This is a genomic window from Streptomyces sp. NPDC050418 (genome assembly GCF_044458745.1).
GTDB lineage: Bacteria > Actinomycetota > Actinomycetes > Streptomycetales > Streptomycetaceae > Streptomyces.
On the sequence record NZ_JBITIG010000002.1, the window covers coordinates 143,990 to 167,599 of the forward strand.

Annotated in this window: 21 protein-coding genes, 1 pseudogene and 1 riboswitch; of the genes and pseudogenes, 12 read left to right on the forward strand and 10 right to left on the reverse strand. The window is 70.1% G+C overall.

Annotation, left to right across the window (positions count from 1 at the left end; genetic code table 11):
* Positions 1–27 precede the first annotated feature (27 nt).
* Both ACIBI4_RS04865 and ACIBI4_RS04870 read left to right on the forward strand, forming a co-directional pair.
* Positions 28–1,278, forward strand: coding sequence for an MFS transporter (locus ACIBI4_RS04865; protein WP_399202166.1), 1,251 nt, complete (start codon positions 28–30; stop codon positions 1,276–1,278).
* A complete protein-coding gene (locus ACIBI4_RS04870) occupies positions 1,275–2,258 on the forward strand; it encodes a hypothetical protein (RefSeq protein WP_399202167.1) in 984 nt (327 codons plus the stop codon). The genes ACIBI4_RS04865 and ACIBI4_RS04870 overlap by 4 nt, the downstream gene beginning before the upstream one ends.
* A gap of 57 nt (positions 2,259–2,315) precedes the next feature.
* On the opposite strand, the gene ACIBI4_RS04875 is transcribed toward ACIBI4_RS04870, so the two are convergent.
* Complete coding sequence (locus ACIBI4_RS04875; protein ID WP_399202168.1) at positions 2,316–3,173, reverse strand: GNAT family N-acetyltransferase; 858 nt, start codon at positions 3,171–3,173, stop codon at positions 2,316–2,318.
* A 46-nt stretch (positions 3,174–3,219) separates the two neighbouring features.
* A complete protein-coding gene (locus ACIBI4_RS04880) occupies positions 3,220–4,407 on the reverse strand; it encodes a PucR family transcriptional regulator (protein WP_399202169.1) in 1,188 nt (395 codons plus the stop codon).
* Between the two features lie 149 nt (positions 4,408–4,556).
* On the opposite strand from ACIBI4_RS04880, the gene ACIBI4_RS04885 reads away from it, so the two are divergent.
* Positions 4,557–5,933 (forward strand): alkyl sulfatase dimerization domain-containing protein, encoded by a 1,377-nt coding sequence (locus tag ACIBI4_RS04885; protein ID WP_399202170.1) that lies wholly within the window; start codon positions 4,557–4,559, stop codon positions 5,931–5,933.
* The gene (locus tag ACIBI4_RS04890; RefSeq protein WP_399202171.1) at positions 5,933–7,279 is read left to right on the forward strand and encodes an MFS transporter; all 1,347 of its coding nucleotides are present in this window, start codon (positions 5,933–5,935) and stop codon (positions 7,277–7,279) included. Before ACIBI4_RS04885 ends, ACIBI4_RS04890 begins: the two co-directional genes overlap by 1 nt.
* 31 nt (positions 7,280–7,310) lie before the next feature.
* Here the strand turns inward: ACIBI4_RS04890 and aroA are convergent, their stop codons facing one another.
* The 3 genes from aroA to metE form a co-directional block, all read right to left on the reverse strand.
* Entirely contained in the window at positions 7,311–8,567 is a 1,257-nt protein-coding gene (gene aroA, locus ACIBI4_RS04895; RefSeq protein WP_399202172.1) for a 3-phosphoshikimate 1-carboxyvinyltransferase, read from the reverse strand.
* 117 nt (positions 8,568–8,684) lie between these two features.
* The gene (locus tag ACIBI4_RS04900; RefSeq protein ID WP_399202173.1) at positions 8,685–9,431 is read right to left on the reverse strand and encodes a hypothetical protein; all 747 of its coding nucleotides are present in this window, start codon (positions 9,429–9,431) and stop codon (positions 8,685–8,687) included.
* A gap of 137 nt (positions 9,432–9,568) precedes the next feature.
* Positions 9,569–11,881: a 5-methyltetrahydropteroyltriglutamate--homocysteine S-methyltransferase gene (gene metE, locus ACIBI4_RS04905; protein WP_399202174.1), complete on the reverse strand. Its 2,313-nt coding sequence runs from the start codon at positions 11,879–11,881 to the stop codon at positions 9,569–9,571.
* Positions 11,882–12,047: 166 nt separating this feature from the next.
* Positions 12,048–12,282, reverse strand: a riboswitch (cobalamin riboswitch).
* Between the two features lie 346 nt (positions 12,283–12,628).
* Between metE and ACIBI4_RS04910 the strand changes: the two genes are divergently transcribed.
* Positions 12,629–12,985, forward strand: a complete 357-nt coding sequence (locus ACIBI4_RS04910) for a hypothetical protein (RefSeq protein ID WP_399202175.1) — start codon at positions 12,629–12,631, stop codon at positions 12,983–12,985.
* Positions 12,986–13,014: 29 nt separating this feature from the next.
* Here the strand turns inward: ACIBI4_RS04910 and ACIBI4_RS04915 are convergent, their stop codons facing one another.
* Together ACIBI4_RS04915 and ACIBI4_RS04920 are read right to left on the reverse strand one after the other, a co-directional pair.
* On the reverse strand, positions 13,015–13,428 hold the full coding sequence (locus ACIBI4_RS04915; RefSeq protein ID WP_399202176.1) for a DUF5959 family protein: 414 nt from the start codon (positions 13,426–13,428) through the stop codon (positions 13,015–13,017).
* On the reverse strand, positions 13,425–14,138 hold the full coding sequence (locus tag ACIBI4_RS04920) for a TetR/AcrR family transcriptional regulator (protein WP_399202177.1): 714 nt from the start codon (positions 14,136–14,138) through the stop codon (positions 13,425–13,427). Before ACIBI4_RS04920 ends, ACIBI4_RS04915 begins: the two co-directional genes overlap by 4 nt.
* Before the next feature lie 127 nt (positions 14,139–14,265).
* Between ACIBI4_RS04920 and ACIBI4_RS04925 the strand changes: the two genes are divergently transcribed.
* Positions 14,266–15,219 (forward strand): NAD-dependent epimerase/dehydratase family protein, encoded by a 954-nt coding sequence (locus tag ACIBI4_RS04925; protein WP_399202178.1) that lies wholly within the window; start codon positions 14,266–14,268, stop codon positions 15,217–15,219.
* A gap of 86 nt (positions 15,220–15,305) precedes the next feature.
* On the forward strand, positions 15,306–16,244 hold the full coding sequence (locus ACIBI4_RS04930; protein WP_399202179.1) for an NAD-dependent epimerase/dehydratase family protein: 939 nt from the start codon (positions 15,306–15,308) through the stop codon (positions 16,242–16,244).
* 89 nt (positions 16,245–16,333) lie between these two features.
* Here the strand turns inward: ACIBI4_RS04930 and ACIBI4_RS04935 are convergent, their stop codons facing one another.
* Entirely contained in the window at positions 16,334–17,803 is a 1,470-nt protein-coding gene (locus ACIBI4_RS04935) for a glycoside hydrolase family 16 protein (RefSeq protein ID WP_399202181.1), read from the reverse strand.
* Positions 17,804–18,060: 257 nt separating this feature from the next.
* On the reverse strand, positions 18,061–18,546 hold the full coding sequence (locus ACIBI4_RS04940; protein ID WP_399202182.1) for a pyridoxamine 5'-phosphate oxidase family protein: 486 nt from the start codon (positions 18,544–18,546) through the stop codon (positions 18,061–18,063).
* 93 nt (positions 18,547–18,639) lie between these two features.
* Here ACIBI4_RS04940 and ACIBI4_RS04945 point away from each other — a divergent pair, with 93 nt between their 5' ends.
* From ACIBI4_RS04945 to ACIBI4_RS04960, 4 genes are all read left to right on the forward strand, one after another.
* Complete coding sequence (locus tag ACIBI4_RS04945; RefSeq protein ID WP_399202183.1) at positions 18,640–19,383, forward strand: barstar family protein; 744 nt, start codon at positions 18,640–18,642, stop codon at positions 19,381–19,383.
* Positions 19,384–19,516: 133 nt separating this feature from the next.
* A complete protein-coding gene (locus ACIBI4_RS04950) occupies positions 19,517–20,017 on the forward strand; it encodes a DUF6301 family protein (RefSeq protein WP_399202184.1) in 501 nt (166 codons plus the stop codon).
* Positions 20,014–20,472: a TY-Chap domain-containing protein gene (locus ACIBI4_RS04955; protein WP_399202185.1), complete on the forward strand. Its 459-nt coding sequence runs from the start codon at positions 20,014–20,016 to the stop codon at positions 20,470–20,472. Before ACIBI4_RS04950 ends, ACIBI4_RS04955 begins: the two co-directional genes overlap by 4 nt.
* 24 nt (positions 20,473–20,496) lie before the next feature.
* On the forward strand, positions 20,497–22,965 hold the full coding sequence (locus ACIBI4_RS04960) for a hypothetical protein (RefSeq protein WP_399202186.1): 2,469 nt from the start codon (positions 20,497–20,499) through the stop codon (positions 22,963–22,965).
* 76 nt (positions 22,966–23,041) lie between these two features.
* Here ACIBI4_RS04960 and ACIBI4_RS04965 read toward each other — a convergent pair whose 3' ends face one another.
* On the reverse strand, positions 23,042–23,338 hold the full coding sequence (locus ACIBI4_RS04965) for a DUF1330 domain-containing protein (RefSeq protein WP_399202187.1): 297 nt from the start codon (positions 23,336–23,338) through the stop codon (positions 23,042–23,044).
* 62 nt (positions 23,339–23,400) lie between these two features.
* On the opposite strand from ACIBI4_RS04965, the pseudogene ACIBI4_RS04970 reads away from it, so the two are divergent.
* Positions 23,401–23,505: pseudogene (locus ACIBI4_RS04970) on the forward strand (transcriptional regulator); the annotation flags it as partial.
* Positions 23,506–23,610: the final 105 nt, after the last annotated feature.

Here is a 23,610-nt window from a genome sequence, read left to right on the forward strand (position 1 = left end):
CGCCCGGGGCGCCCCCAGGAGTCCCCCATGTATCTCGCCGCCGGCCGGGGCGGCCCGCACACCGCCCCCGACCGATCCGTCCCCCCGCCTCAAGGCCGCACCCACGTGGCCTCGACCGTTTTCGCTCTCGGCACGGTCAGCCTGGTCACCGACATCTCCTCGGAGATGGTCACCGCCGTGCTCCCCCTCTACCTCGTCCTCCAACTGGGCCTCAACCCTCTGCAGTTCGGGATCCTGGACGGGATGTACAACGGCGTCACCGCGTTCGTCCGACTCGCGGGCGGCCACATCGCCGACCGCCGCCGCAACCACAAGCTGGTCGCCGGCTGCGGCTACGGACTGTCCGCCCTGTGCAAACTGGGACTGCTCCTCGCGGGCGGCTCCACCGCGGCCCTGTCCGCGACACTCGCCGCCGACCGCGTGGGCAAGGGCATCCGCACCGCACCACGCGACGCGCTGATCACCCTCAGCTGCGACGAACGCGACCTCGGCCGGGCCTTCGGCGTCCACCGCGCGATGGACACGACCGGAGCACTGCTCGGCCCCCTCGCGGCCTTCGCCCTGCTCTGGGTGACCGCGGACGCCTATGACGCGGTCTTCGTCGTCAGCTTCTGCCTCGGCCTGCTGGGCGTCCTGATCCTGTACGCCTTCGTCCCCGGCCGCTCACCTGACACGATCCGCCGACCCCCGGCACCGACCCTGCGCTCGGTCTTCCGGATTCCGGCCTTCCGCAAGGTCCTGTTCGCCGCGAGCCTGCTCTCGCTCGTCTCCGTGGGCGACGGTCTGCTCTATCTCGTCCTGCAAAAGCGCCTCGACCTGGACACGGCCTACTTCCCCCTGCTCCCGCTGGGCAGCGCGGCCGTCTACCTCCTCCTCGCCGTACCCATCGGCCGCATCGCCGACCGCATCGGACGCCGCATCCCGTATCTCCTCGGGCACTTGGGCCTACTCGGCGCCTACCTCTCGCTGAGCTCCCCTGCCACCGGCTGGCTTCTGACCGTCACCGTGGTGCTTCTGCTCGGCTCGTACTACGCCGCAACCGACGGCGTTCTCATGGCACTTGGCGGCCCCTTCGTCCCCGAGGAGCGGCGCGGCGCCGGCCTCGCACTGCTGCAGTCGGGGCAGGCGATCGGCCGGCTCCTCGCCTCCGTACTGTTCGGCGCGGCATGGACGCTGTGGGGCATGGACACCGCCCTGGCACTGGCCGCCGCCGCCCTCATCACCGCCTTGTTCGCCGCCCGCTTCCTGCTGCCCGCGCGTGTGACGGAGTCCCGATGACCCACACCCTGTCCCTGCGTACCCGTATCGGCGCCGTCGGCCTGGCCGCGGTCGTCCTCGCCGCCCTCGCCGTCGTCTATACGGTCCGTGCGACCGACCGCCCGCAACCGGCCGCGAGATCCTCGGGCATCACCCTCGACAACACCCCCGGCCTGTACGCCCGTACGGCCAAGGGAACGATCGCCGCCCTCGACGGCCGGCGGCCGCGCGACACCGGACTCACCTGCCGCCGCTTCTACGCGAGCGGCACCGGCGCCGTCTGCCTCACCACCAAACCGGGCATTCCGCCCCGGGCGGAGGCGATCGTCCTCGACCGGTCCCTGCGCCCGAAGCGCACGGTCACCTTCGGCGGAACCCCCAACCGGGCCCGCGTCTCACCCTCGGGCCGCATGATCTCCTGGACGGTGTTCGTCAGCGGCGACTCGTACGCGGGAGGCGGCTTCTCCACCCGTAGCGGCATCCTCGACACCCGCACCGGCTACCTGATCAAGAACATCGAAACGCTCCAGCTCACCCTCGGCAAGAAGCGCTACAGCGCCTCCGACCTCAACTACTGGGGCATCACCTTCGCCCGCGACGACAACCGTTTCTACGCGACCGTGTCCACCCGCGGAAAGACGTACCTCGTCGAGGCCGACCTCAACGCCTGGACGGCCCGCACGCTCCGCGAGAACGTCGAATGCCCCTCGCTGTCGCCGGACGGCACGCGCATCGCGTACAAGAAGCGCGTACGCGCGGGCACCTCGAACCCCTGGCGACTGCACGTCCTCGACCTCAAGACCATGCGCGACACCCCGCTCGCCGAGACCCGCAGCGCCGACGACCAGGCCGCCTGGCTCGACGACCGCACCCTCGCCTACGCCCTGCCGGGCCGGGCCCGCGGGTCGTCGGACGTCTGGTCGGTGGCGGCGGACGGGTCGGGCACGCCGGTGCGGCTGGCGCGGGACACGTCGTCGCCGAGCATGAACGAGCCGTCCTGAAGTCCTGAAGCCCCTGAAGGCCTGAAGACCCGTGGCGCAGCCTCCCCTGCCGCGCTGTCAGTTGATGGCGACGGACAAGGGGAGGTGCCACAGCCCACGCTCCCCCGGCAAGGGAGTGGTCCGCAGTGACATCGGGGTGATGGCGGCCTGTTCGCGCAGCCCGTGCGCGAGGGCCCACTCGGCCAGGTGAGGCCGTTCGCTGTGTGCCTCGAGACGCAGCACACCGCGCACCGAGCCTGCGATGTCACTGAGCAGATCGACCGCGTCGTCGCTTCTGTGCGCGATGAGGGGGCCGACCACGACCTTGTCGGAGCCGCGCCACGCTCCGCCGTACGCGATCAGCTCGCCGTCCTGCTCGATGACGCGCAGCACGTCGGCATAGGCGAAGAGCCGCGCCAGCACGTGCGAGCGGTCAACTCCCATGGCGCGGGCGTCGAGTTCCGCGAGGCGCGGCAGGTCGGCGGGCTCGGCGAGCCGCGAGCGCCCGGTGGGCGTGACCGCCGTGGGCCGGCCCACGTACATGGTGCTGGCCGCCGTGGCGGCGAAGCCGAGCTTCTCGTAGAGCGGCTGTCCGGCCCGCGTGGCGTAGAGCGTCACCTGCGCCGGACCCGCGCGCTCGATCAGGCGCTCCATCACGCGCCGCGACAGCCCTAGGCCCTCATGGTCCGGATCGGTCATCACCATCCCGATCGAGGCCAGCTCGTCCCCGAACCGGCACAGCGCGCCCACGGTCAGCAGCCGGCCGTGCTCGTCGAAGACGCCGTGCAGCTCACCGATGTCGAACAGCAGCCGCCAGGTGCGGTCCGGGTAGTACCAGTCACGTCCGTACGCCAGATCCTGGATCGCGGACAGCTCGGTGCTCGCGAGGCGGCGCAGCGGCAGGTGGGAGTCGGCGGGGCGGTCCGGCGCGGTCATGGGGCTCCTTCGGAACGGGGTCGGATTCAAGCTGCGCTTCGCGGGTTCACGGACCAACGGCCGTCTCCCTCAACAACAACGCCGCAATGGCAAGCGCACTGCCACGCGGGGACGACAGCTCGACCCCGGTCCGGTCGGTGATCTTCGCGAGGCGGTTGTCGACCGAGTTCGGATGGAGGCCCAGTGCGGCGGCCGTCGCTCTGCGGTCCTGGCGGGTGGTGAGGTGGGTGCGGAGGGTCTGCAGGAGTTCCGGCCGGTCGGCGATGGGGTCCAGGAGGGCCGCGACCATGTGGGCGCTCGGGCCGGGCCTGGAGAGGTGGTACTCGAGGAGCACGTCCTCCATGCGATGCAGGCCTGGAGGCAGGCCGCAGGCGCGCGCGACGCGCAGGATTTCCGCCGCGGTACGCGCCGCTTCGGGAATGCCGACCGGGTCTGCGGCGCGCGACCAGGCGACGGACACCGTCGCCCCGCCTGCCTTGGCGAGCTGCTGCGCCAGATCGGCCGGCGGGTCGGCCGCAGTGGGCACGACGGCCCGGCCGGATCCACCGTCGAACAGCGCAGCCACCTCCTTGCCGAACGCCCGGTCGAGGCAGGACTGCATGCGGCGCTGCCGCCGCCGTTCGGCCACGGGTCCCTCGGCCGGGTCCGCCAGGTCCAGGGCGAGTACGACAGCGGACCCGTCGAGGCACAGTTCGTCGAGCAGTACGTGACCGGGAGGCAGGACTCCGTCGAGGAGTCCCCGTATGACGGAGCGGCGCTGGGCGCGTGCGTCGGCATCGAGGGCGGTGCGCTCGTCGGTGTATGTCTCGGCGACGGCGCCCACGACGTGGTGTTGGATCCCCAGGAGGCAGTCGACGAGTTCCGCGAGGGCGGCCTCCTCCCCGGGAAGCGCCGCGTCGCGCAGGGCCTGCCACATGACGTACATGCCGAGGCTGTGGCTGCGCAGCAACAGGTGCAGCGGCATGCCCTCCTCGGCGCGCTGGGCGGCTCGTTCGCGGAACAGCCGCAGGCTGCCGTCGGAGAGATCACCGTCTCCGGCACGGCGCAGGAACTGGCGCATGCCGTACCGGGCCGTGGCCGCGACCTCGATGTCCTTCACGTCGTCGGGAAGTTGGGAGTAGCCGGGCAGCGACTCGAACGCCTCTCGGGCCATGTGCCGCGCCAGCTCGTTGACCTTCGGCTCGCAGCGCAGCGCGAGCGCCCTCGCAGCGGGCGACAGCAGCCGATCACCCATGCTGACTCCCCCGCGACGCCGGCCCACTGTGACACGTCACAGTAGCTTCCGCTTCGCGGTGTGACGAGAGCTGATATCTCCCCTCCGCCACCTTGCCGATACTCGTGCTGCGTCGCCGAAGTGGCACGCAGCAGCAGAGGAGTCGCAGTATGACCAAGCACAATGGGCAGCAGTTCCTGGACTACGCAGACCGGGTGTGGCACGGCGAGGAATCCCTGGCGCAGCACCTTTCCGGCCACTTCGCGCGAGAGGGTCTCGCGTACGTCGCCGACCGCGTCTCCCTCTATCCCGCATTCGCCAACGTCGCCGTGTTCGACACCGGCGACGGTCTCGTCCTGGTGGACTCAGGGGATGTCCGTACCGCCGAGCCGCTGCGTGACGCGGTGCGGGCGCAGAGCGATGCCCAGGTCACCACGGTGGTGTTCACCCACGGACATGTCGATCATGTCTTCGGCGTGGGGCCCTTCGATACGGAAGCGGACGACGCGGGTCATGCCCGCCCGGAGGTGATTGCGCACGAGGCGGTGACGGCCCGCTTCGACCGCTACGTCCAGACCGCCGGCTACAACTCCTGGATCAACCGCAAGCAGTTCGGGGTTCCGGCTCTCCAGTGGCCGACCTCGTACCGCTATCCCGACACCACGTACCGCACACAACTGACGTTCCGGCGTGGAGAGTTGACGTTCGAGCTGGTGCACGCGCGCGGCGAGACCGATGACCACACCTACGTCTGGGTGCCTGAGCTCAAGGTCCTGTGCACGGGGGACCTGTTCATCTGGAACTCCCCCAACGCGGGCAACCCGCAGAAGGTCCAGCGCTACCCCGAGGACTGGGCGCGCGCCCTGCGGGCCATGCAGGAACTGGGCGCCGAGGTGCTCCTGCCCGGTCACGGCGTCCCGATCGTGGGCACGGAACGCATCCACCAGGCGCTCGACGATACGGCCCGCCTCCTTGAAACGCTGTGCGAGCAGACCCGCACCCTGATGAACGAGGGCCACCGGCTCGATGCCGTCCTGCACGGTGTGCGGATCCCCGAGGATCTGCTGGCCAAGCCGTACCTCCATCCCGCCTACGACGAGCCGGAGTTCGTCATACGTAATCTGTGGCGGCTGTGGGGCGGCTGGTACGACCAGAACCCGGCACACCTCAAGCCGGCGCCCGATGCCGCGGTGGCGGCCGAGTTCGCGGACGCCGCGGGCGGTGCCCTGGTACTGGCCCGGCGAGCCGGCAAGCTCCTGGAGCAGGGCAGGCTGCGCCTCGCCGCGCATCTGGCGGAGACGGCAGCGCTCGCCGCGCCGACCGATGTCGAAGTGGCCCGTGTGCGTGCCGAGGTCTATGCGCGGCGTGCGCAGGCCGAGACCTCGACGATGGCCCGCGGCCTGTTCCACTGGGCTGCTGCTGAATCCGCCGCGGTCGCCGAAGGCACCGATCTGACCACGGAGCTGACCCGCAGCACCGAGGGCAGCAAGCGTGCTCAGGGCGGTATCAGCGTCGGGTTCGTGGACGACGAGGATCAGTGCTGCTGATGGCTGACTTCAAGACTGCACCGGCCGTGTCCGGTTCCCCGGCCGATGCCGTCCCGTTCCGTGGTGCGTGGCGCACCGCCTGGCTCCTGCTCGCCTTCATGGTGGTGAACTTCGCCGACAAGGCGGTACTCGGCCTCGCGGGTCCGCAGATCCGGGCCGAGTTCGACATTTCCCGTGTGGAGTTCGGCGCGGCGCAGACGGCGTTCTTCTCGCTGTTCTCGCTCGCCGCGCTCGGTGTCGCCGCGCTGACCCGCCGGGTGCGCACCACCACGATTCTCCTGGTCCTCGTCGTCCTCTGGTCCGTCGCACAGCTGCCGATGCTGTGGGGAGCCGCGGGGTTCGCCGTGCTTGTGGCCACGCGCGTACTGCTCGGCGCCGCCGAAGGGCCCGCGGCGCCGGTCGCGCTGCACCATGTGCACGGCTGGTTCCCGCAACAGGAACGGTCGTTGCCGACCGCGGTCCTGATGGTGGGCGCCGCGGTGGGCGTCGCCGTCGCTTCTCCCGTTCTCACCGTGGTGATCGCACACTGGGGCTGGCGCTGGGCGTTCGGCGTGATGGGTCTGGCCGGGCTCGTCTGGGCCGCCGCCTGGGCACGGTGGGGTGCCGACGGCCCGCTCGCGCCACCCGTCACACGCAAGAGCGACTCGGCAGCGGCGGCCGTCGCCTCGGACGGCCCGCCGTTGCGCACGATCCTGCGGACCGGGACTTTCATCACGGCGGCGTTCGGTTCATTCGCCGCGTACTGGTGGATGAGCAGTCTGCTGACGTGGACGCCCGACTACTTGCAGAACGTGATGGGCTTGGAGCTGCACCAGGCCGGAACGCTGGTCGGCGCCGGCGGACTGGCCAACGGTCTCGTGCTGCTCGGCCACGGTCTGATGTCCCAGCGCCTGGCCCGCCGCAACGGCAGACGGGCGCTGCCCGCCGGAGCCGGCGCCGGACTCCTCCTGTTGGCCTCAGGCCTCGCCACTGCCGTGTTCGGCCTGGCGGATCCCGTCGCGGTCAAGGTCCTCATGATGCTGGGCCCGATGGCGCTCGGCCTGGTGATGCTGACCATCGCGACGACGGCGTGCGCACAGATCACGCCCGCCTCTCAACGCGGTGTGGTCCTCGGTGTCCTCACCTTTGTGTACGCGCTCGGCGGCATCCTGGCACCGGTGATCCTCGGCACCTTGGTCGACGGCGCGGCCACCGTCCCGGCCGGCTATGAGAACGGCTGGCTGTTCACGGCGGGGCTGCTGGCCACGGCAGGCGCGTTGGTGGCCTGCTTCTGCCGTCCTGAGAGGGATGCGCAGAGGCTGGGCACCGCGGAGACCGGCCTGGTCCACGCGACCACGGCGTCTTGACGCGGGTTCCGCGGCAAGTGGGCCCATCCGCTCAGGCGCCGGGAGTCTCCCACCGCCGCCCCAGCGCCGAGAACGCCTCGTGGAAGCCGGGGAAGGTCTTGCGGACGCAGCCGGGGTCGTCGAAGGAGATTCCCGGCGTGCGCAGGGCCGTGACGGCGAAGGACATCACGATGCGGTGGTCGCCGTGGGTGGTGATCTCGGCGGGGTGAGGCGTGCCGGGGTGGATTTCGAGCCAGTCCTCGCCGGTGCGTGCTTCGATGCCGAGGCGTTGCAGGTTCTGTGCGCACGCCTCCAGTCGGTCGCACTCCTTGACGCGGGTGTTGTACACGTCCTCGATACGGACCGGGCCTGACGCGAACGGTGCGAGCGCCGCCAGCGTGGGCATGGTGTCGGAGATGTCGCGCATGTTGACGGTGACACCGGACAGGCGGCCGCTGCCGCGCACCGTGGTCGCGTCCTCGCCGACCTCGACATGGGCGCCCATGCGCGCCAGGACCTCGGTGAAGCGCAGGTCGCCCTGCAGAGCCCCTTTGCCGAGTCCGGGGACGGTGACCTCGCGCCCGGTCAGGGCGGCCGCGGCGAAGAAGTAGCTCGCCGTGGAGGCGTCGGGTTCGACGGCCCATTCCGTCGCCGTGTAGCCGCCCGGCGGCACGGTGAACACCACGCCGTCCGTGGCCTGTTCGCGTCCCACGTGCACGCCGAAGGCCCGCATCATGGCGAGGGTGATCTCGACGTACGGCGCCGAGACGAGGCGCGTGACGGTGATGCGCAGCCCGTTCGCCGTCAGCGGGCCGAGCAGGAGCAGTGCCGTCAGGTATTGGGACGACTCGCCGGCATCCAGGAGCAGGTCGCCTCCCCCGACCCCGCGCGCCTCGACGCGCAGTGGGTGGTGGCCTTCGGCGCCTTCGTGGTGCAGCTCCACGCCCAGGGCGCGCAGCGCGCCGGTGAGCGGACCGAGCGGGCGGCGGCGCATCTGCTCGGAGGCGTCGAAGTGGAAGCTCCCGTGGCCGGCCGCGGCGAGCACGGGCAGGAACCGGGCCGTGGTGGCGCCGTCCCGGCAGTACACATGTGCCGAGTCGGCGGGTGGCCCGGCCGGGCTGCCCTCGACCCGCCAGTTCTCCCCGTCGCGCTCCACGCGGTGGCCGAGCTCGGTGAGCCCGGCCGCGAATCCCTCGGTGTCGTCGGAGACGAGCGGCCGGCGCAGCACGGTGGTGCCCTCGGCCGCGGCCGCGAGGAACAGGGCCCGCGCGGTGATGGACTTCGAGCCGGGGACATCGACGAAGGTCACGCTCTGCTCCTGGAGAAAGGGGCCGGTCGGTGGCAGCAGCCGACCGCATCCTGTCCCGTGGAACCACGGCGTGCAGACCCGTCCACGAGTTGGACGGGTCCGCGGCGTGAAGCCTGATCAGCCGTTCCCCTTCATGGCGTGCGCGACTTCGGAGACGTGCTGTGCTTGGGCTGAGGACAGGCGTCGTATCTCCCAGAGCAGCACGGCGGCGTACTCCGCTCTCGGAGAGGGAGGCGGTGGCGTGTCCGGCAGGGAGATGCCGGTCAGCGTGGCCAGATCGCGGACATCGATCCCCAGCAAGGCCGCGAAGTCCGTCACCAGGCGCGGTGTCAGCTCCTTGCGCTCGGAACCGATCAGACCGTATGTAGCGGCCGAGAGATATGTGGGTGTCACCAGCCCCAGGGTCATTGCTATGCCCAGCCAGTTCAGATTCCGGTACTGGAGCATGCGGATGATCTGCGCTCCCGGGCCGCCGGTCGGCGGCGCGAGCCCTTTCGGTGCGAAGCGGGAGCGCCGCTCCTCCTGTGGCAGCGCACGGACCAGGCCGAGAAGTTCGGCACGCTCCGCCTCGGGCAGTCGCACCGCGTCCGTCACCGTATGCCGCACATACGGCGCGGCCGATGCGTCGATCGGTGCCATCTCGTCCGGGACCTCCAGCCCCGCGAGGATGTACAAGTCCACGGCCCGGACACCGAGTTCGGGTCCAACGCACCGGAGAAACTCCTCCCTCGGGCCGCCACCTGCGAGGACCGCACGAACCTCATCCACCTCAAGCCCAGCACCGTGCGCCAGACTTTCGGCACCCAACCCTCGACGCTCGAGCAAGCGCGCCACCATCACACCGAGCCCCGGATGCTCCGCCATCCCCGCACGGTAGCCGCCGCCGGCGCAACGGTCAGCAGGCGAAGTGATGGCGCCGGGATCAGGGTGGGCCCTCGCCTGCCGCAGAGGGCGGGAGAGGCAAGCATGTCGCCTCTCCCGCCTCTTGACTCGCAGTCGGGCTACGTGAGTTCAGCTCGAACGATGCGCGCAGCGGCCACCAGGTTCTCCAGCGATGCCCTGGTCTCCGGCCAGCCCCTCGTCTTCAGGCCGCAGTCGGGGTTGACCCACAGCCGCTGGGGCGGGAGTGCTTCCAGGCCCTTGCGCAGCAGTGCGGCTGTGTCGTCCGTTCCGGGTACGCGCGGTGAGTGGATGTCGTACACCCCGGGGCCCGCCTCGCGCGGGTAGCCGTGGGTGGCGAGTTCGCGGGCGATCTGCATGTGGGAGCGGGCCGCTTCCAGGCTGATGACGTCGGCGTCGAGGTCGTCGATGGCCTGGACGATGTCGCCGAACTCGGCGTAGCACATGTGGGTGTGGATCTGGGTGGCGTCCTGTACGGCGCCGGTGGTGAGGCGGAATGCCTCGGTGGACCAGGCGAGGTAGGCAGGGTGGTCGGCGCCACGCAGTGGCAGTGTTTCGCGCAGCGCCGGCTCGTCGACCTGGATGACCGATGTGCCGGCGGCTTCCAGATCGCACACTTCGTCGCGCAGGGCAAGAGCAACCTGGCGTGCCGTGTCCGCGAGGGGCTGGTCGTCGCGGACGAAGGACCAGGCGAGCATGGTGACCGGGCCGGTCAGCATTCCCTTGACCGGGCGGTCGGTGAGTGACTGGGCGTACGAGGTCCAGCGCACCGTCATCGGCTCGGGCCGCGCGATGTCGCCGGCCAGGACCGGCGGGCGCACGTAGCGGGTGCCGTACGACTGCACCCAGCCGTGTTGCGTGGCGAGGTAGCCGGTGAGCTGTTCGGCGAAGTACTGCACCATGTCGTTGCGTTCGGGCTCGCCGTGCACGAGAACGTCGAGCCCGGCCTTCTCCTGGAAGGAGATGACCTCCTGGATCTCGGCCTTGATGCGCTCCTCGTAGCCGACGGCGTCGAGGCGTCCGGCGCGCAGGTCGGCACGGGCGGTGCGCAGGTCGGCGGTTTGCGGGAACGAGCCGATGGTCGTGGTCGGCAGCAGCGGCAGACCGAGATGGGCGCGCTGGGCCGTGGCGCGCTGCTCGTAGGCCGAGGCGCGTCGGCCGTCGGCGTCCGTGACGGCGGCGGCGCGTGCGCGTACCGCCGGATCCCGGGTGATCGGCGAGGTGGCACGGGAGGCCAGGTCGGCGCGGTTCGCGGCCAGTTCCGCCGCGATGGCGCCCGTGCCCTGCGTCAGGCCCTTGGCCAAGGTGACGACTTCCGCGGTCTTCTGGCGGGCGAAGGCGAGCCAGCGCAGGATCTGCGGCTCGATGTCACGCTCGGCGGTTGCGTCCAGCGGTACGTGCAGCAGCGAGCAGGAGGCGGCCACGTCCACCTGTCCGGCGAGCCCGAGCAGCGTGCCGAGCGTGGCGAGTGACGTCTCCAGGTCGTTGATCCAGATGTTGCGTCCGTTGACGACACCCGCGATCAGGCGCTTGCCGGGCAGTCCGCCCACGGCGGCGAGCGCGTCGAGGTTGGCGGCGGCCGCGTCCGTGAAGTCGAGCGCGAGACCGTCGACGGGGGCCTTCGCGAGAACTGGCAGCGCCTCGCCGAGACGGTCGAAGTAGGAGGCGACAAGGAGCTTGGGCCGGTCGGTGAGGGTGCCGAGTTCGCGGTAGGCGCGCGCGGCGGCGTTCAGCTCGGCCGGCGTGCGGTCCTGGACCAGGGCGGGCTCGTCGAGCTGCACCCACTCGGCGCCCGCCGCACGCAGATCCGCGAGGACCTCCGCGTACACCGGCAGCAGACGGTCGAGGAGCGTCAGCGGCTCGAAGCCGGCCGCCACGCCCGGTGCGGGCTTCGCGAGCAGCAGGTACGTGACCGGACCGACCAGGACCGGACGCCCGCTCAGACCGAGCGATACGGCCTCACGCAGTTCGGTGACCTGCTTCGTCGCATCCGAGGCGAAAACGGTGTCGGGACCCAACTCGGGTACGAGGTAGTGGTAGTTGGTGTCGAACCACTTCGTCATCTCCAGCGGGGCGACGTCCTGCGTGCCGCGCGCCATCGCGAAGTAGCCGTCCAATGCGTCGGCGGCGACGGCGTCGCGGTGGCGATCGGGAACAGCACCCACCATGACGGTGGTGTCCAGAACGTGGTCGTAGTACGAGAAGTCGCCGGTCGGCACCTCATGGAGGCCGGCATCGGACAGCTGCTGCCAGTTGGTGCGGCGCAGGTCCCGTGCGGTCTGCCGGAGGTCATCGGCGGTGACCGTGCCCTTCCAGTACCCCTCAACGGCCTTCTTTAGTTCGCGGTTGCGGCCCTGGCGTGGGTAGCCGTACACGGTGGCCCGTGCTGCCGCGGCTGCGGACTTCGTGGTCACGGAGATCTCCTTCGCGAGATGAATCCCTGAGATCCCGGAGACGGGACGGGAGCGCGAAGGGGTACGTGACCGGGCGGTGCGAGCGTGCGCGGGATGGCACGGTCCGTCCGCCTGATATGTACGCCGACCCGCCCACGAGGTCACCGGGATATCCGCGTACGAGACGTCTCGTACGCGGGCAACGGGCAGGTCTTCGGACTCGCGGACACGCCCTGCGTACCGACTGCGTACACAGGACACCTACTGGCCGTCGCTTCCCGGATCCGGTACGTCGGATCCAGTGCGTATGACGGCGGTCGTTCCCACTCACCGCTGCGGGGCAGTCCCGGATTCCCACCGGGTTCCCTCTTACGACGCATCCCGCCTGGCGGACGGGGCGAACCAGCTGCCCGGCCAGCCTAGAGGCATCCGCCCGAGCGCGGACACGGCCGTTCACATTCCGGACCGTGACATGCGGCACGGAAGCAGGGAGCCATGATCCTCGGTCACCTTGAGCACGGAGGCCGCCCCTGTCCGCCCCATGAGACGACGTTGTCGCGGACCGAGATACGTGCCAGCATCCGGACCATGCTGCGTCAGCTCATTATCAGCTGCGGCGTGTCGGCATCGAGTTGACCCGGAGGCCACCCCTCCCGGGTACTCACCGCCCACACGCAGACCTCTCGCATTCCGCGAGGGGTCTTTTTGCTTTCGCCCCCATGCAGACGGCCGGATCCGGCCCCAGATTCCAGCGAGGAAGCACACGCCATGACGCTCAACGTTCCCACCCTGACGGCGGGCAGCGGCGACGGCACCGCTGCGCCGACCGGAGCAACCCCATCTCCGTACGACACTGCGCGCCTCGCAGTGACCCTCCGCCACTCCCCCGAGATCCTGGCCCGAATCGTCTCCACGCTGCGTTCCGTTCCGGTACTGGAAATGACCTACCGAACCCACGGATCCGCCCGCGCCACCGCCGAGATCACGCTCGCACCCTCCGATGCCCCGCGCGCCTGCCGACGGTTGAGGCGCGCGGTCGACGTAGTGGCAGTCGACGTATTGGCAGCCGAAGTATTGGCTGTCAGCGCGCCAGGAGACGCCGGCCCGGATCCGATCCGGTCTTGAACCGAGCAGCATGTGAGGGGCATGTCTCCCTAGGCTGACAGCATGGGAACCCAGTGATCCGAGACCTCGCGCAGGCGTTGCCGATGGTCGGCGATCCAGTCGTCCGGGGGGACTATCGGAACCCGCACGGTGACCATGGACCCCGACTCGTCCTCCACGACCACCTCGGGGCAGTCACGCTCACCGGTGAGCTGGATGGAGAGGGTCGGCCCTCGGTCCCACTCCATCCACACCACGTCTTCGCCGGTGTCGAGACCGTGCAGCGCGGCGGCCCAACCTGCCAGTTTCGAGGCCGACAGCACCAAGCCGATACGACCGGACACGAACGGTGTCCTGACGACGATCTCGGCGTCGAGCCCCGCGTTCCATACAGGGCTGCGCCCCAGAACGCTGACGGTGACGCTGTTCCCCTCGTCATCGGCGAGGGAGATGAGCTCCCTCACGCCAGTTGGAACGTGTCGGCCAGCATGTCCACCTGCACGGCGAGCAGCGTTGCCGGCGCGTGCCCCATCCCGGTGAACTGACCGGCGGCCTCCAGGCCGACGGTGCCGTGGAGTTGCGGCCAGGCCGTGATGGCGCCGGTCAGCGCAACGGCCGCGGCGGGCTTCGCGGCGGAGAGGCCGGTCCACTCCTCCACCCATGCCGCCACCGCGGTGTCCTTGCGCAGCCACGCGCGGAGCTCGGTCAGGAGTGGGTTCACGGAGCGGACCGGGCGTCCTTCGGCGAAGACCGGCAGGAACGGGCCGAGGACCGCTCGGGCGCGGTCCACCGTCTCGGCCGGTGCGGTGAAGCCCGGCACCGGCGTGCCCTGAAGGAGCAGATAGAGGTGCGGCTGCGCCACCGCCCACGCGCGGAACGCCGTCGCCAGCGCGTGCAGCGCCGCTCGATCGCCGGCCGAGGTGTCGACTGCCTGGACTTCCGACGCGATCGAGTCGTAGGCGTCCATGACGAGTTCGGCGAGGAGGTCGTCGCGGCCCGCGAAGTAGCGGTAGAGCGCCGGTCCTGACATGCCGAGCTCTTTCGCGATGCGCAGCAGCGCCACGCTCTCCACGCCTCCGTCGGCCAGCTGCCGCACGGCGATCTCCTTGATCTCCGCGCGCGTCCGGTCGCGATACCGCTCCCGCGGAGTGCGGGTCCGTGGTGCCGATGCCATGCCTCTGCCTCCCGTTGCCTCTCGTAGCAGAGGTTACAGAGTATCGCTTTCGCTACTCATTCTTGCGTTATGCCATCACAGGAGTTACGGTCTATAACGAAAGCGCGATGTCGAAGGGAGCCAGATCATGCACACCACCACGTCTGACCTGCACATAGTTCTTGGCGCCGGACCGGCCGGCAGCACACTGGCCGGGGAGCTGGCCCGGCGCGGACATGAGGTCCGCCTCGTGGACCGTTCGGCGACCGGCGACACCCCCGAGGGCGTCACACGCGTTCAGGGCGACGTCGGGACCGTCGAGGGAGCCCGTGCCGCGATCAAGGGCGCCGCCGTCGTCTACCACTGCGTCAATGTGGCGTACCACCTGCAGCTCGACACGATGCCGGGCATTCAGAACGCCGTACTCGGCGCGGTCGAGGCCGAGGGGGCACGGCTGGTCGTACTCGACACGCTGTATCCGTACGGCGAGACCCACGGCGAGGTGATGACCGAGGACACGCCGTGGCGGGCCACCACCGCCAAGGGCCGGATGCGGGCCGCGCTGGACGAGAGGTACCTGGCCGCGCACAAGGCCGGCCGGGCTCGCGTCGTACTCGGTCGCTCGGCCGACTTCGTCGGCCCGGGAGTGCTCAACTCGTCCCTCGGCGGCGCCGTCTTCCCCGGCGCCCTGACCGGCACCGAGGTGGCCGGCCTGGGCGACATCACACTGCCGCACAGCTACACCGACATCCGCAGTGTGGCCGCCGGTCTGGCGACCCTCGGCGAGAACCCGGACGGCGACGGCCGCGTCTGGCACCTGCCCACCGCGCCCGCCACCAGCACACAGGACGTCTTCCGGCTGATCGAGCGGAAGGTCGGTCGGCCACTGAACGTCACCATCAAGACCGAGCCGGTCCCGTTCGGCCCGTTCGACCAGACCTTCATGGACTCGTACGCCGAGCTCTTCTATCAGCACACGGAGCCGCAGGTAATGGACTCCACCGCGATCGAGAAGGCCTACGGCCTGCGGCCCATCCCCCTCGACACCACACTGGAGGACACCATCACCTGGTATCGCGGCTTCCTCGGCCGCAATCGGTAGTCGACGCCGCCCGCCGGCAAGGCAGTTGGGCCCTACCATCGGTTCCTTCGGCACGCTGCGAGCCGAGCCGAGTCGAGAGGGATGTCATGGCCAGACATGTCGTCGTCGGTGCGGGGCAAGTCGGGACGCACCTCGCACGCCTCCTGCTGACGCGTGGCCACCAAGTGGTCGTGGTGACCAGATCCGGCTCGGGCCCGGACGACGCGGAGTGCGTCGCGGCCGACGTGACCGACCGCGACCGGCTCACCCGGATCGTCGAAGGGGCCGCCGCCCTGCACAACTGCGCCGGTCCGCCCTACACCCGCTGGGCCCAGGACTGGCCGCCACTGGCGGCCGCGCTCCTGGGCGCTGCCGAGTCGACAGGCGCGGTCCTTGTCACCGCGGGCAATCTCTACGGGTACGGCCCCGTCGAAGGGCCCATGACCGAGGACCTCCCGCTCGCCGCGACCGGCACCAAGGGGCGGGTCCGGATCGCCATGTGGGCGGAGGCGCTCTCCGCCCACCAGGAGGGCCGAGCCAAGGTCACCGAAGTCCGCAGTTCCGACTACTTCGGCCCCGGTGCGAGCGACCAAACCCCGGCCGGCACCAGGTTCGTACCGTCCCTGCTTGCCGGGAAGCGCACCTTGTTCCTCGGCGACCCCGACCAACCGCACTCCTGGACCTACCTGCCCGATGTCGCCACAGCAATGGCGGCCGTCGCCGACGCGCCATCCGCCTGGGGCCGTGCCTGGCACGTACCCAACAGCCCCGCTGTATCGGCCCGCACCTTGGCCGAGCGGCTCTGCTCACTCGCCGGAGCGCCCGCGCCCCGCCTCAGCCGGCCACCGGCGCTCGTGCGACGCGCGCTGGAACTCGCCAATCCGCTGGTCCGCGAACTCAGGGAAACGCGCTACCAGTTCGACCGTCCATTCGTCGTCGACAGCACTGCTTTCGAAGAGGCCTTCGGTGTGAGCGCCACACCGCTCGACGATGCTCTTCGCGCCACCATCGCTTCCATGGCCGCTACCCCGCACGACCCGACGTAACAGCACCCCGGACACAGGCCGGTCCGCTCGCATCGGCGGTCGCGGGCGCCGCGGAATCAGCTCACCTGACAGCGCCCGCGCCGCGTAGCTCAACCGATCGGGATGCTCAGCTGCGACTGATTGCCGATGCCCAGCGTGCTCGGACCGTTGCCGATCGCGCTCCACACCTCGACGCGCACCCGGCCGTTCGTCATGGTTCCGTGCGAGCCGGTCGCGCTGTGGAGGCCACTGGCCTGCCTGTAGTGCTCATAGCCCGGGACGGGATCGGTGGCGAAATACCGGAACGTCTCCGTGCGCTCCCAACTCCCGTCGCCCGTCCGGTCATAACTCACCCTTGCTTGCTGACCGTTGCCTACCGTGCCGCCGGCATCCACGAAGAGATCGAACTGGGTCGATCCGCCGGTATACGTGCCGTTGATGCCCGTCGCTGTGAACACCTGCGGATTGTGCGGTGTTCCGTCGCGATTGGCTCCGCCCGCGGAAGCAAGGGTCACCGTCGACGCGGACTGCTGCGCGCCGCCCAGCGTGCCACCGCTACGCAGGTGCAGCGCGGTCGGATCGCCGGGGTCGGGATCAGGGTCGGGGTCGGTACCGCCGCGTGTCCACACCGCGACGTAGTCCACCAGCATCGGCCGGCCGGACACGGTCTCGGGAACCGGGGTTGCGCGGCCGGCGACACCATCGGGGAACGCGCCGCCCATCGCCACATTGAGCAGGATGAAGTAGCCGGCGTGGCTGGTCATGTTGTTCCATGCCTCGGCACCGACCCGGTTCTCGTCGACGCTGAGGTACTCCTGGCCGTCTACGTACCAGCGCAGGACGTTGGGGCTGACGCTGCGGTCCCATTCGAAGCGGTACGTATGGAACGCGGACTGGCAGCTGCTGCCGGGGCAGGGCTTGGCGGCGCCGATGCCCTGGGTCTCGTTGCAGGGGCCGCCCGGATTCACCCCGCAGTGCAGCACGCCCCAGACGGAGTTGATCCCGTTGACGTTCTCCATGATGTCGAACTCGCCGATCGACGGCCAGTTCCAGTAGTTGCCCCGATACGGGGCACCGAGCGCCCAGAACGCCGGCCAGTAGCCGAGCGCCTGCGAGCCGGTGACGTTCGGCATCTGAATACGGCCCTCGATGGCGAGAGTGCCGCCGGCGGGTGCCTTGAAGTCGGCGCGACGTGTCTCGATACGCCCCGACGTCCAGTTTCCGGATCCGTCCCTGAGCGGCGTGATGCGCAGGTTCCCCGCACCGTCGAGGCTCAGATTCGAAGGGTTCGACGTGTAGTTCTGAATCTCCCCGGTGCCCCAGTTCGCGGGCCCGCCGGGGTAGTTGTGGCCGGTGTCGATCTGCCAGTCGCTCGACGAGGGCAGCGTATTGCCCGGCCCGGTGAAGTCATCGCTCCACTGCAACGACCAGCCGGGCGCAGGCGGCGGCACGTCACCTCGCGCGTCGCCCGGCATCAGCACCGTGAGCAGTCCGGCTGCGGCGAGCGCCGCGACCAGCGCAACTCTCCATCTGTTCCAGGCACTTGCACGCGCGGCGAAGGTGGTACGGACAGTTCTCATGGACGCCTCCGTGGGGGGTGGGCGATCGGGAATGAGAGCGCTCCCACGGTTCTTGTATTCGCGGAACACGTCGCCGTCCATGGCATAACTCAGCCAAGTCTTGAAGGCAGGGCGGGACAACACGTGGCGAGTGGGGCGTCAGCGCATCCACGATCGCCCTCCCTGTTCAGGGAGTTACCGTGCCCAGGGTGCTGCCGTCCGGCGCGTCGGCGCGTAGGGCGCGGTGGCCTCGGCATGCGCGGTGCTCCCTGTGCGGCCTATCGGAGGCGTACCGCCATCCGGTGGTCGGACGTGCGGCCATGCACAGGGCACGGCTCGCCGGACGCCAACGGGCACAGCATGGAATGCTCGGTCACTGCTGCCCGGTACGCACGGTATCGACCCGGAGGACGGAACGCTTCCGGCCCTCGACCGAACGGTGCCGCGCCCAGGTAGATCTCCAGGCCCAGGTCCAGTTCGGCGCCGGTCAGCTCCGACGCAGTGGCCGCCATGTACACCGCTTCGCCGGAACCCGGCACCTGCTGCGAGTTGAACACCACGATGCCGACCTGGGGCCGCACCGCAATGTTGCGGACCTGCGTGGCCTCCGGTGACGAAATCCAGTAGAACGTCGAGTAGCCGTCGGCCACATAGAAGACCGGCGAAGCCCAGGGGTCACCGTCTGCGTTCGCAGTCCCCAGCGTCATGAAACGGTTGTTGTCGATGATGGCCCGCCCCCGGGCCTCAAGGCTCCTTGAGTCCATGGGGCGGACCGTACACCTGACGCATGACTGTCCCCCGCGGCACTCGCGGTCGGTACACCGCACCCCCGACACACGCCGTGCGAGGATCTCGACATGATGATCACGCCTACCCTGACGGAACACCGTTCCCCATGGGTCGTGTTCACCTCCCCGGCCGACCCCTGGCTGGCCTCGGAAACCGCCGCGCTCGTGCAGCGAGGCGGTGTCGTCCTGCGGCTGGACGGCCGGGACATGCGGGATCCCGCATCCCTCTTCCGTACGTTCGCCCGGGAGCTGTCCTTCCCCGGCTACTTCGGTCACAACTGGGACGCACTCGTGGACTGCCTCCACGACTGGCATGGACCGGGGCATGCGCATGGGCAGCAGGGGCTCGCGATGGTGATCGAGCACGCGGACGGCCTGCTCGAGGCCGACTTTCTCGGGGTGTTCGTGTCGGTGCTGGCCCAGGCTGCCTGGAACGCCAACCTGCGCCTCGACGGTGACGGCAATCTCGATGAGCGGCGGCAGCGCGTGGCTCAGCACTTCGTGTTGGTCCTCGATCGCACGGCCCCGGTTGCCTTCGCCGAGCGGGCGGCCCGTGGCATGGACGTGGCGGTGGCGCACTCCGACGGCCGGTTGCTCGTCACTCTGACCGACGTCGACTGGCCCGGCGGAGATCCCGCGTCCGGTGCCTGGACTGCCGGACCGCTGTCCTTCGCAGATCAGGAGATTCTCGACGGCATGTCGATCATGGCCATCAAGCTCTTCCGGGACCGCCTCGGCTGCTCGATCCACGAGGCCGTGGACATCTTCGTGTCCCGCTCCGATTACTTGCGCCGCAAGCCTTCGAGCACGTGAAAAGCGACTGCCTCCGGGACCGTGCAACGGTGTGGCACGATCAAGGAGTTGTCGGTCTCTTGCGGGTTGACCGCGGTGGAGCGTGAGGAGGACGGGGGCGGGGCGATCAGGCGCCGCGTCTCCCGGGGGACGTATGACGCAATGGCGTGCGTTGAGTGATGGCGAAGTGGTCGAATTCGCGGCGCGGCTTCGGTCGTTGGACTGCACCTGGGAGTTGGGGGCCACCTCCAGTGCGAGGCGGTCGGCTCAGTTCACCCGCAAGGCGCTGATGATCCGGCCCCGGTGGGACCTGCTCGACACCGGGTTCGAGAGCAGCAGGCGGGCCTCCGGCCGCGGCGCGACAGCGCAGGACGGGGAGATGGTGGAGCGGGTCCAGCTGCGCCTGAGCGACTACGTCGACCGCTGGGACCACTCCCTGGACGCCTTCGTGAGGATGACCGCCGCGCTCAGCACGGCCCTGGGCGAACCGACCGACCGCCGACCGGGCGCGGATGCCGAGGTCCACTGGGCCGCAGCGGACACGGCCTTGGTGCTGCGCTCGGCAGGCGCGCTCTACCTGGAACTGGTCACCCGGAATCGGCTCGCACTCGACGAGGAGCTGCGGCAGTTGGACGCGTACGAGGACGGGCTGTGAGCGGAGTGGCAGTGACGGAATGGGGCGCGTTGGGTGAGGCGCTTGCCGAGGAGCTGGCCTCGCTGTCCGACGGTTCGGTGCTCGTCATCAGGGAGGCCGGACGGACGGGGAGGTACGTGCAGTTCCTGCAGAGTGACGCGACCCTCGAGGCCGAGCTGTCCGGTGACCATCATCTCGACCCTGCGCTGCGCGCCGGGGTAGCCGGCAGCCGACTGATCGTCGAGGCCGGCTGGCGGCCGCCCGTGGACACCGCGTACGGCCACAACTGGTGGGCGGAACTGGCCTGGCCGTCGCCGTCGGCCGCCTACCGCAACCTCGCGGCGATGAGCGTGAGCGGGCTGCGCGACGGCCTGCGGATCGCCGGTCCGCAGGCGCTGGTGTACGAGGCATGGGACGGACGCCAGGGCAACCGCTCACTGACCTGTCACCGCCTCGGCCTCACCCCGCAGACCTGACCCGGGGGCGGCGAGCAGCGAGCGGTGAGCGGCGATGAAGCGATGAACGGCCGCGACGCGAAGGCGCGTCGCCTTGCGCGGCTCGCCGCGCAGGTCGACTGGGCGAAGGTGGTCGATCCCTACTCCCCGGAGCAGTACGGCCCCCATGTGCTGGACGAGCTCTGGTCGGCGGATCGACGTACCGCCGACGACATGTGTACGAATCTGCTTTACGCGGCCGTCGGCGACGGCAGTTCGGTGCGGGCGGCCGCCGCCGAGATCGTGCCGTTTCTCGTCGAGGCCGCCCGGGATCCTTTCGTCACCGTGCGCCTCGGCCTTCTGCAGGCCATCGCCGAGATCGCCGCCGTGGGCAACACCGCTCCCGCCGCGCAGGTCGGTCCGCTGCCCAAGGGCAAGTGGCGGCCCACCTCCGACCCGGCGTGGCCGGCCGCCTGGCAGCGCACGGCACCCGAGCTGATCCCGCTGCTCGACGACGAGGACGAAGTCATCAGGGCGGGCGTGGCCGGCGCACTCGCTCAGGCAGCCGCCCACGCCGACGTTCTCATCCCTGTCCTGCGTGCCCGCTTCGAGGCCGAGCCCGAACTGTTGCCTGCCGGATGCCTTGTACTGGCCGTCGGTGAGCTCGCCCCGTATGCGGTCCGGCAGCGCGATGACGCGCTGGCATGGCTACGGTCACGGATGACCGACCAGGGCAAGGGCGAGGAGCCCGACTTCGAGGAGGACATCGAAGCCTGGGTCGCCTGGGACGAGGAAGTCCGTCACGACGTCCGGCTGCAGGCCATCGCGGCGCTGCGCCGCACACTGCCGGACCTCGTCGATCCCCGCTACGCACGCGCCACCACCGACGCGCTGCTCGCCGGTGCCGGATCCGCCGCGCATCCACCCGCGCCGTTCCTTCGCACGCGCATCGACGTCATCACCGGGGCCGACCAGCAGCTCGGGGCCGACCTGGAAGGCCGGCTCGCCCTCGCCCACGCGCTCCTGAGCCATGCGGACGCGGACACGCGCGCGGGTGGCCTGCGCGTTGCGGCCGCTCTGATATCGCGTAGGCGTTCCGCGCTGCCCGAGCTTCTGCCGGTCGTCGCCGAGCGCGTGGACGACACGTGTCCGCAGAACCGTCTGTTCGCGCTGCGGGTCGTTGCCATGTGCGGCGCCGCCGCACGCCCGTGGGCGGACCGGGTGGCGGTTCACCTCACCGCGCCGGGCAAGGACCTCGCCCCCGAACGCGAGTACGCCGTCTGGGCGCTGAGCCGGATGGGCGACGACCGCTGCGTCCCCGCCCTCACCGAACTGCTCACCGACCACGGCGCCTTCACGTGCGCCCGGGCAGGCTCGGACCAGCGCAACTGGAACGCCTGCGAGCTCAACCTCGCCGAGGCCCTCGCCCCCTTCGCCGCGCACACCGACGTGCTCCTCGACCCGCTCCTGGCCCGCTTCGCGCACGCGGCACACCATCCGTACTCGTACGACTCGGTCTTGCGGCAATGGCACCAGGACACCGGACGGGTCGTTCCACGGCTGATCGAACTGCTCGATGACGATGAGACGCTGATGGTGGCGGCGCATGCTCTGCTCGCCGTCGAACGTGGCGGCGGGCCGGCCGGTGGTGCCGTCGGGGGCCGTGGCGGCGTGGACGAGCGTCATCGCGACCGTCTGCGCCTGCGGCTGGGTTCTCCGGGGGCCTTGTCCAACCGTTGGCTCGCCGGCATCAGCCCGTTCGACTACTACGCTCTCACCGGAGACGACGAACCCGTACACGCCCTGTTGCGCCCGGTGGACGACCAGGGTTTCCCGACGCCGGGCCCCGGTCTTCCCGAACCCACCCTGCTCCGCGCCTGCATCACGCTCGGCGACTCGCTCGGGGCGGCTGCGGCGGACCGGCTGCGCGGGATGTTCCACGAGGCGCTGGGCAGGAAGCCGCGTTTCTCATCCGAAGCTCCGAGGGACGCTGTCGAACGGGGCAGGGCTCTGTGGCGGGTCACCGGGGACGCGGATGAAGTGCTCACCGGGCTTGACGAGTTGACCGCGCGCAGCGCCGACGACGTGTACCGGACACCGGGCGGAGTCGATGCCCTGGCGCTGCTCGCCGAAGTCGCCGCCGCCCATCCTCCGGCCGCCCCACGCGCCGCTGAGCTCCTCCGCGCGTGCGTCAGGGCTCGGCTCCGGCACAACAACCCCACCGACGCCATGGCGACCGTCCGCATCCTGTGGCAGCTCACCGCAGCCCCACACGACGTCGTCCAGGCCCTGATCGACCTCATCGGAATCTGCGGGCCACCGAGCGGCCCCGGCACCACCATCCTCGATCCCCTGCGCCTTCTCGCCGAAGTCGCCGCCGTCGACCCGGCGTCCGTCACCCCCGCCCTTCCCGTCCTGCACGCCCTGCTCGACACCGACGAACGCCCCGTACGGCATGAGCACTGGGGTTCCGTACAGGACGACGAAGCGCTCCAGGCGGCGGTTCGAGCGGTGCTCACTGCCGGTTCCGGATGACTGGAATCAGTCGGTTCCGGCTGGAGTTAGTCGGTTCCGGCTGGAGTCAGTCGGTGCCAGCTGGAGTCAGTCGGTGCTAGTCGGTGCCTTCGACGATGCGGAAGTCGCGCTCGACGCCATCGGAGAGGGCGGCCAGCGCCTCCTGGTAGGCCGCGCTCTCGCGCGCCGCGACGGCTTGCTCGAAACTGTCGAACTCGACGAGGATGGTGCGCTCGGCGACTCCGGCGTCATACGCGACGCCTCGACTGACGGAGCCGACCAGGAGCCGCCCGCCTGCTGCCGCGACGGCCGGACCGGCCAGCTTGTCGTAGGCGGCGACCTTCTCCGGGTCGGAAATGGTGCGGTACACGCTGACCCAGTAGCCCTTGGGCATGGAACCTCCAGTGGTGCGATCTCGGTGTGCCAGTCCGGGGGTCCGAAACGGGCCGTCCGGTGATGGCCGCACTCGACCTGCTCGGACGGCGCTGGACGATGCGGATCCTGTGGGAACTCAACCAAGTTCCGGCCGGCTTCCGCGACTTGCAACGCCGATGTGAGCGCTGAACCCGCTGGACGCCTGGAGTCAACGCTGGGCGCAGGAGATGGGGCCCGCGACGACGGAAGAGCCGGAATGATCACGCGCTTCGGTCACCACGAGGCGGCGGC

Bases quoted from the DNA above. Each gene is read 5' to 3' on its own strand.
- ACIBI4_RS04925 (WP_399202178.1), top strand. From the start codon at position 14,266: ATGCACACCACCACGTCTGACCTGCACATAGTTCTTGGCGCCGGACCG.
- ACIBI4_RS04910 (WP_399202175.1), top strand. From the start codon at position 12,629: ATGACGCTCAACGTTCCCACCCTGACGGCGGGCAGCGGCGACGGCACC.
- ACIBI4_RS04890 (WP_399202171.1), top strand. From the start codon at position 5,933: ATGGCTGACTTCAAGACTGCACCGGCCGTGTCCGGTTCCCCGGCCGAT.
- ACIBI4_RS04940 (WP_399202182.1), bottom strand. From the start codon at position 18,546: ATGGACTCAAGGAGCCTTGAGGCCCGGGGGCGGGCCATCATCGACAAC.
- ACIBI4_RS04885 (WP_399202170.1), top strand. From the start codon at position 4,557: ATGACCAAGCACAATGGGCAGCAGTTCCTGGACTACGCAGACCGGGTG.
- ACIBI4_RS04935 (WP_399202181.1), bottom strand. From the start codon at position 17,803: ATGAGAACTGTCCGTACCACCTTCGCCGCGCGTGCAAGTGCCTGGAAC.
- ACIBI4_RS04870 (WP_399202167.1), top strand. From the start codon at position 1,275: ATGACCCACACCCTGTCCCTGCGTACCCGTATCGGCGCCGTCGGCCTG.
- ACIBI4_RS04945 (WP_399202183.1), top strand. From the start codon at position 18,640: ATGATGATCACGCCTACCCTGACGGAACACCGTTCCCCATGGGTCGTG.
- ACIBI4_RS04965 (WP_399202187.1), bottom strand. From the start codon at position 23,338: ATGCCCAAGGGCTACTGGGTCAGCGTGTACCGCACCATTTCCGACCCG.
- ACIBI4_RS04920 (WP_399202177.1), bottom strand. From the start codon at position 14,138: ATGGCATCGGCACCACGGACCCGCACTCCGCGGGAGCGGTATCGCGAC.
- ACIBI4_RS04875 (WP_399202168.1), bottom strand. From the start codon at position 3,173: ATGACCGCGCCGGACCGCCCCGCCGACTCCCACCTGCCGCTGCGCCGC.
- ACIBI4_RS04950 (WP_399202184.1), top strand. From the start codon at position 19,517: ATGACGCAATGGCGTGCGTTGAGTGATGGCGAAGTGGTCGAATTCGCG.
- ACIBI4_RS04865 (WP_399202166.1), top strand. From the start codon at position 28: ATGTATCTCGCCGCCGGCCGGGGCGGCCCGCACACCGCCCCCGACCGA.
- ACIBI4_RS04880 (WP_399202169.1), bottom strand. From the start codon at position 4,407: ATGGGTGATCGGCTGCTGTCGCCCGCTGCGAGGGCGCTCGCGCTGCGC.
- ACIBI4_RS04930 (WP_399202179.1), top strand. From the start codon at position 15,306: ATGGCCAGACATGTCGTCGTCGGTGCGGGGCAAGTCGGGACGCACCTC.
- ACIBI4_RS04900 (WP_399202173.1), bottom strand. From the start codon at position 9,431: ATGGCGGAGCATCCGGGGCTCGGTGTGATGGTGGCGCGCTTGCTCGAG.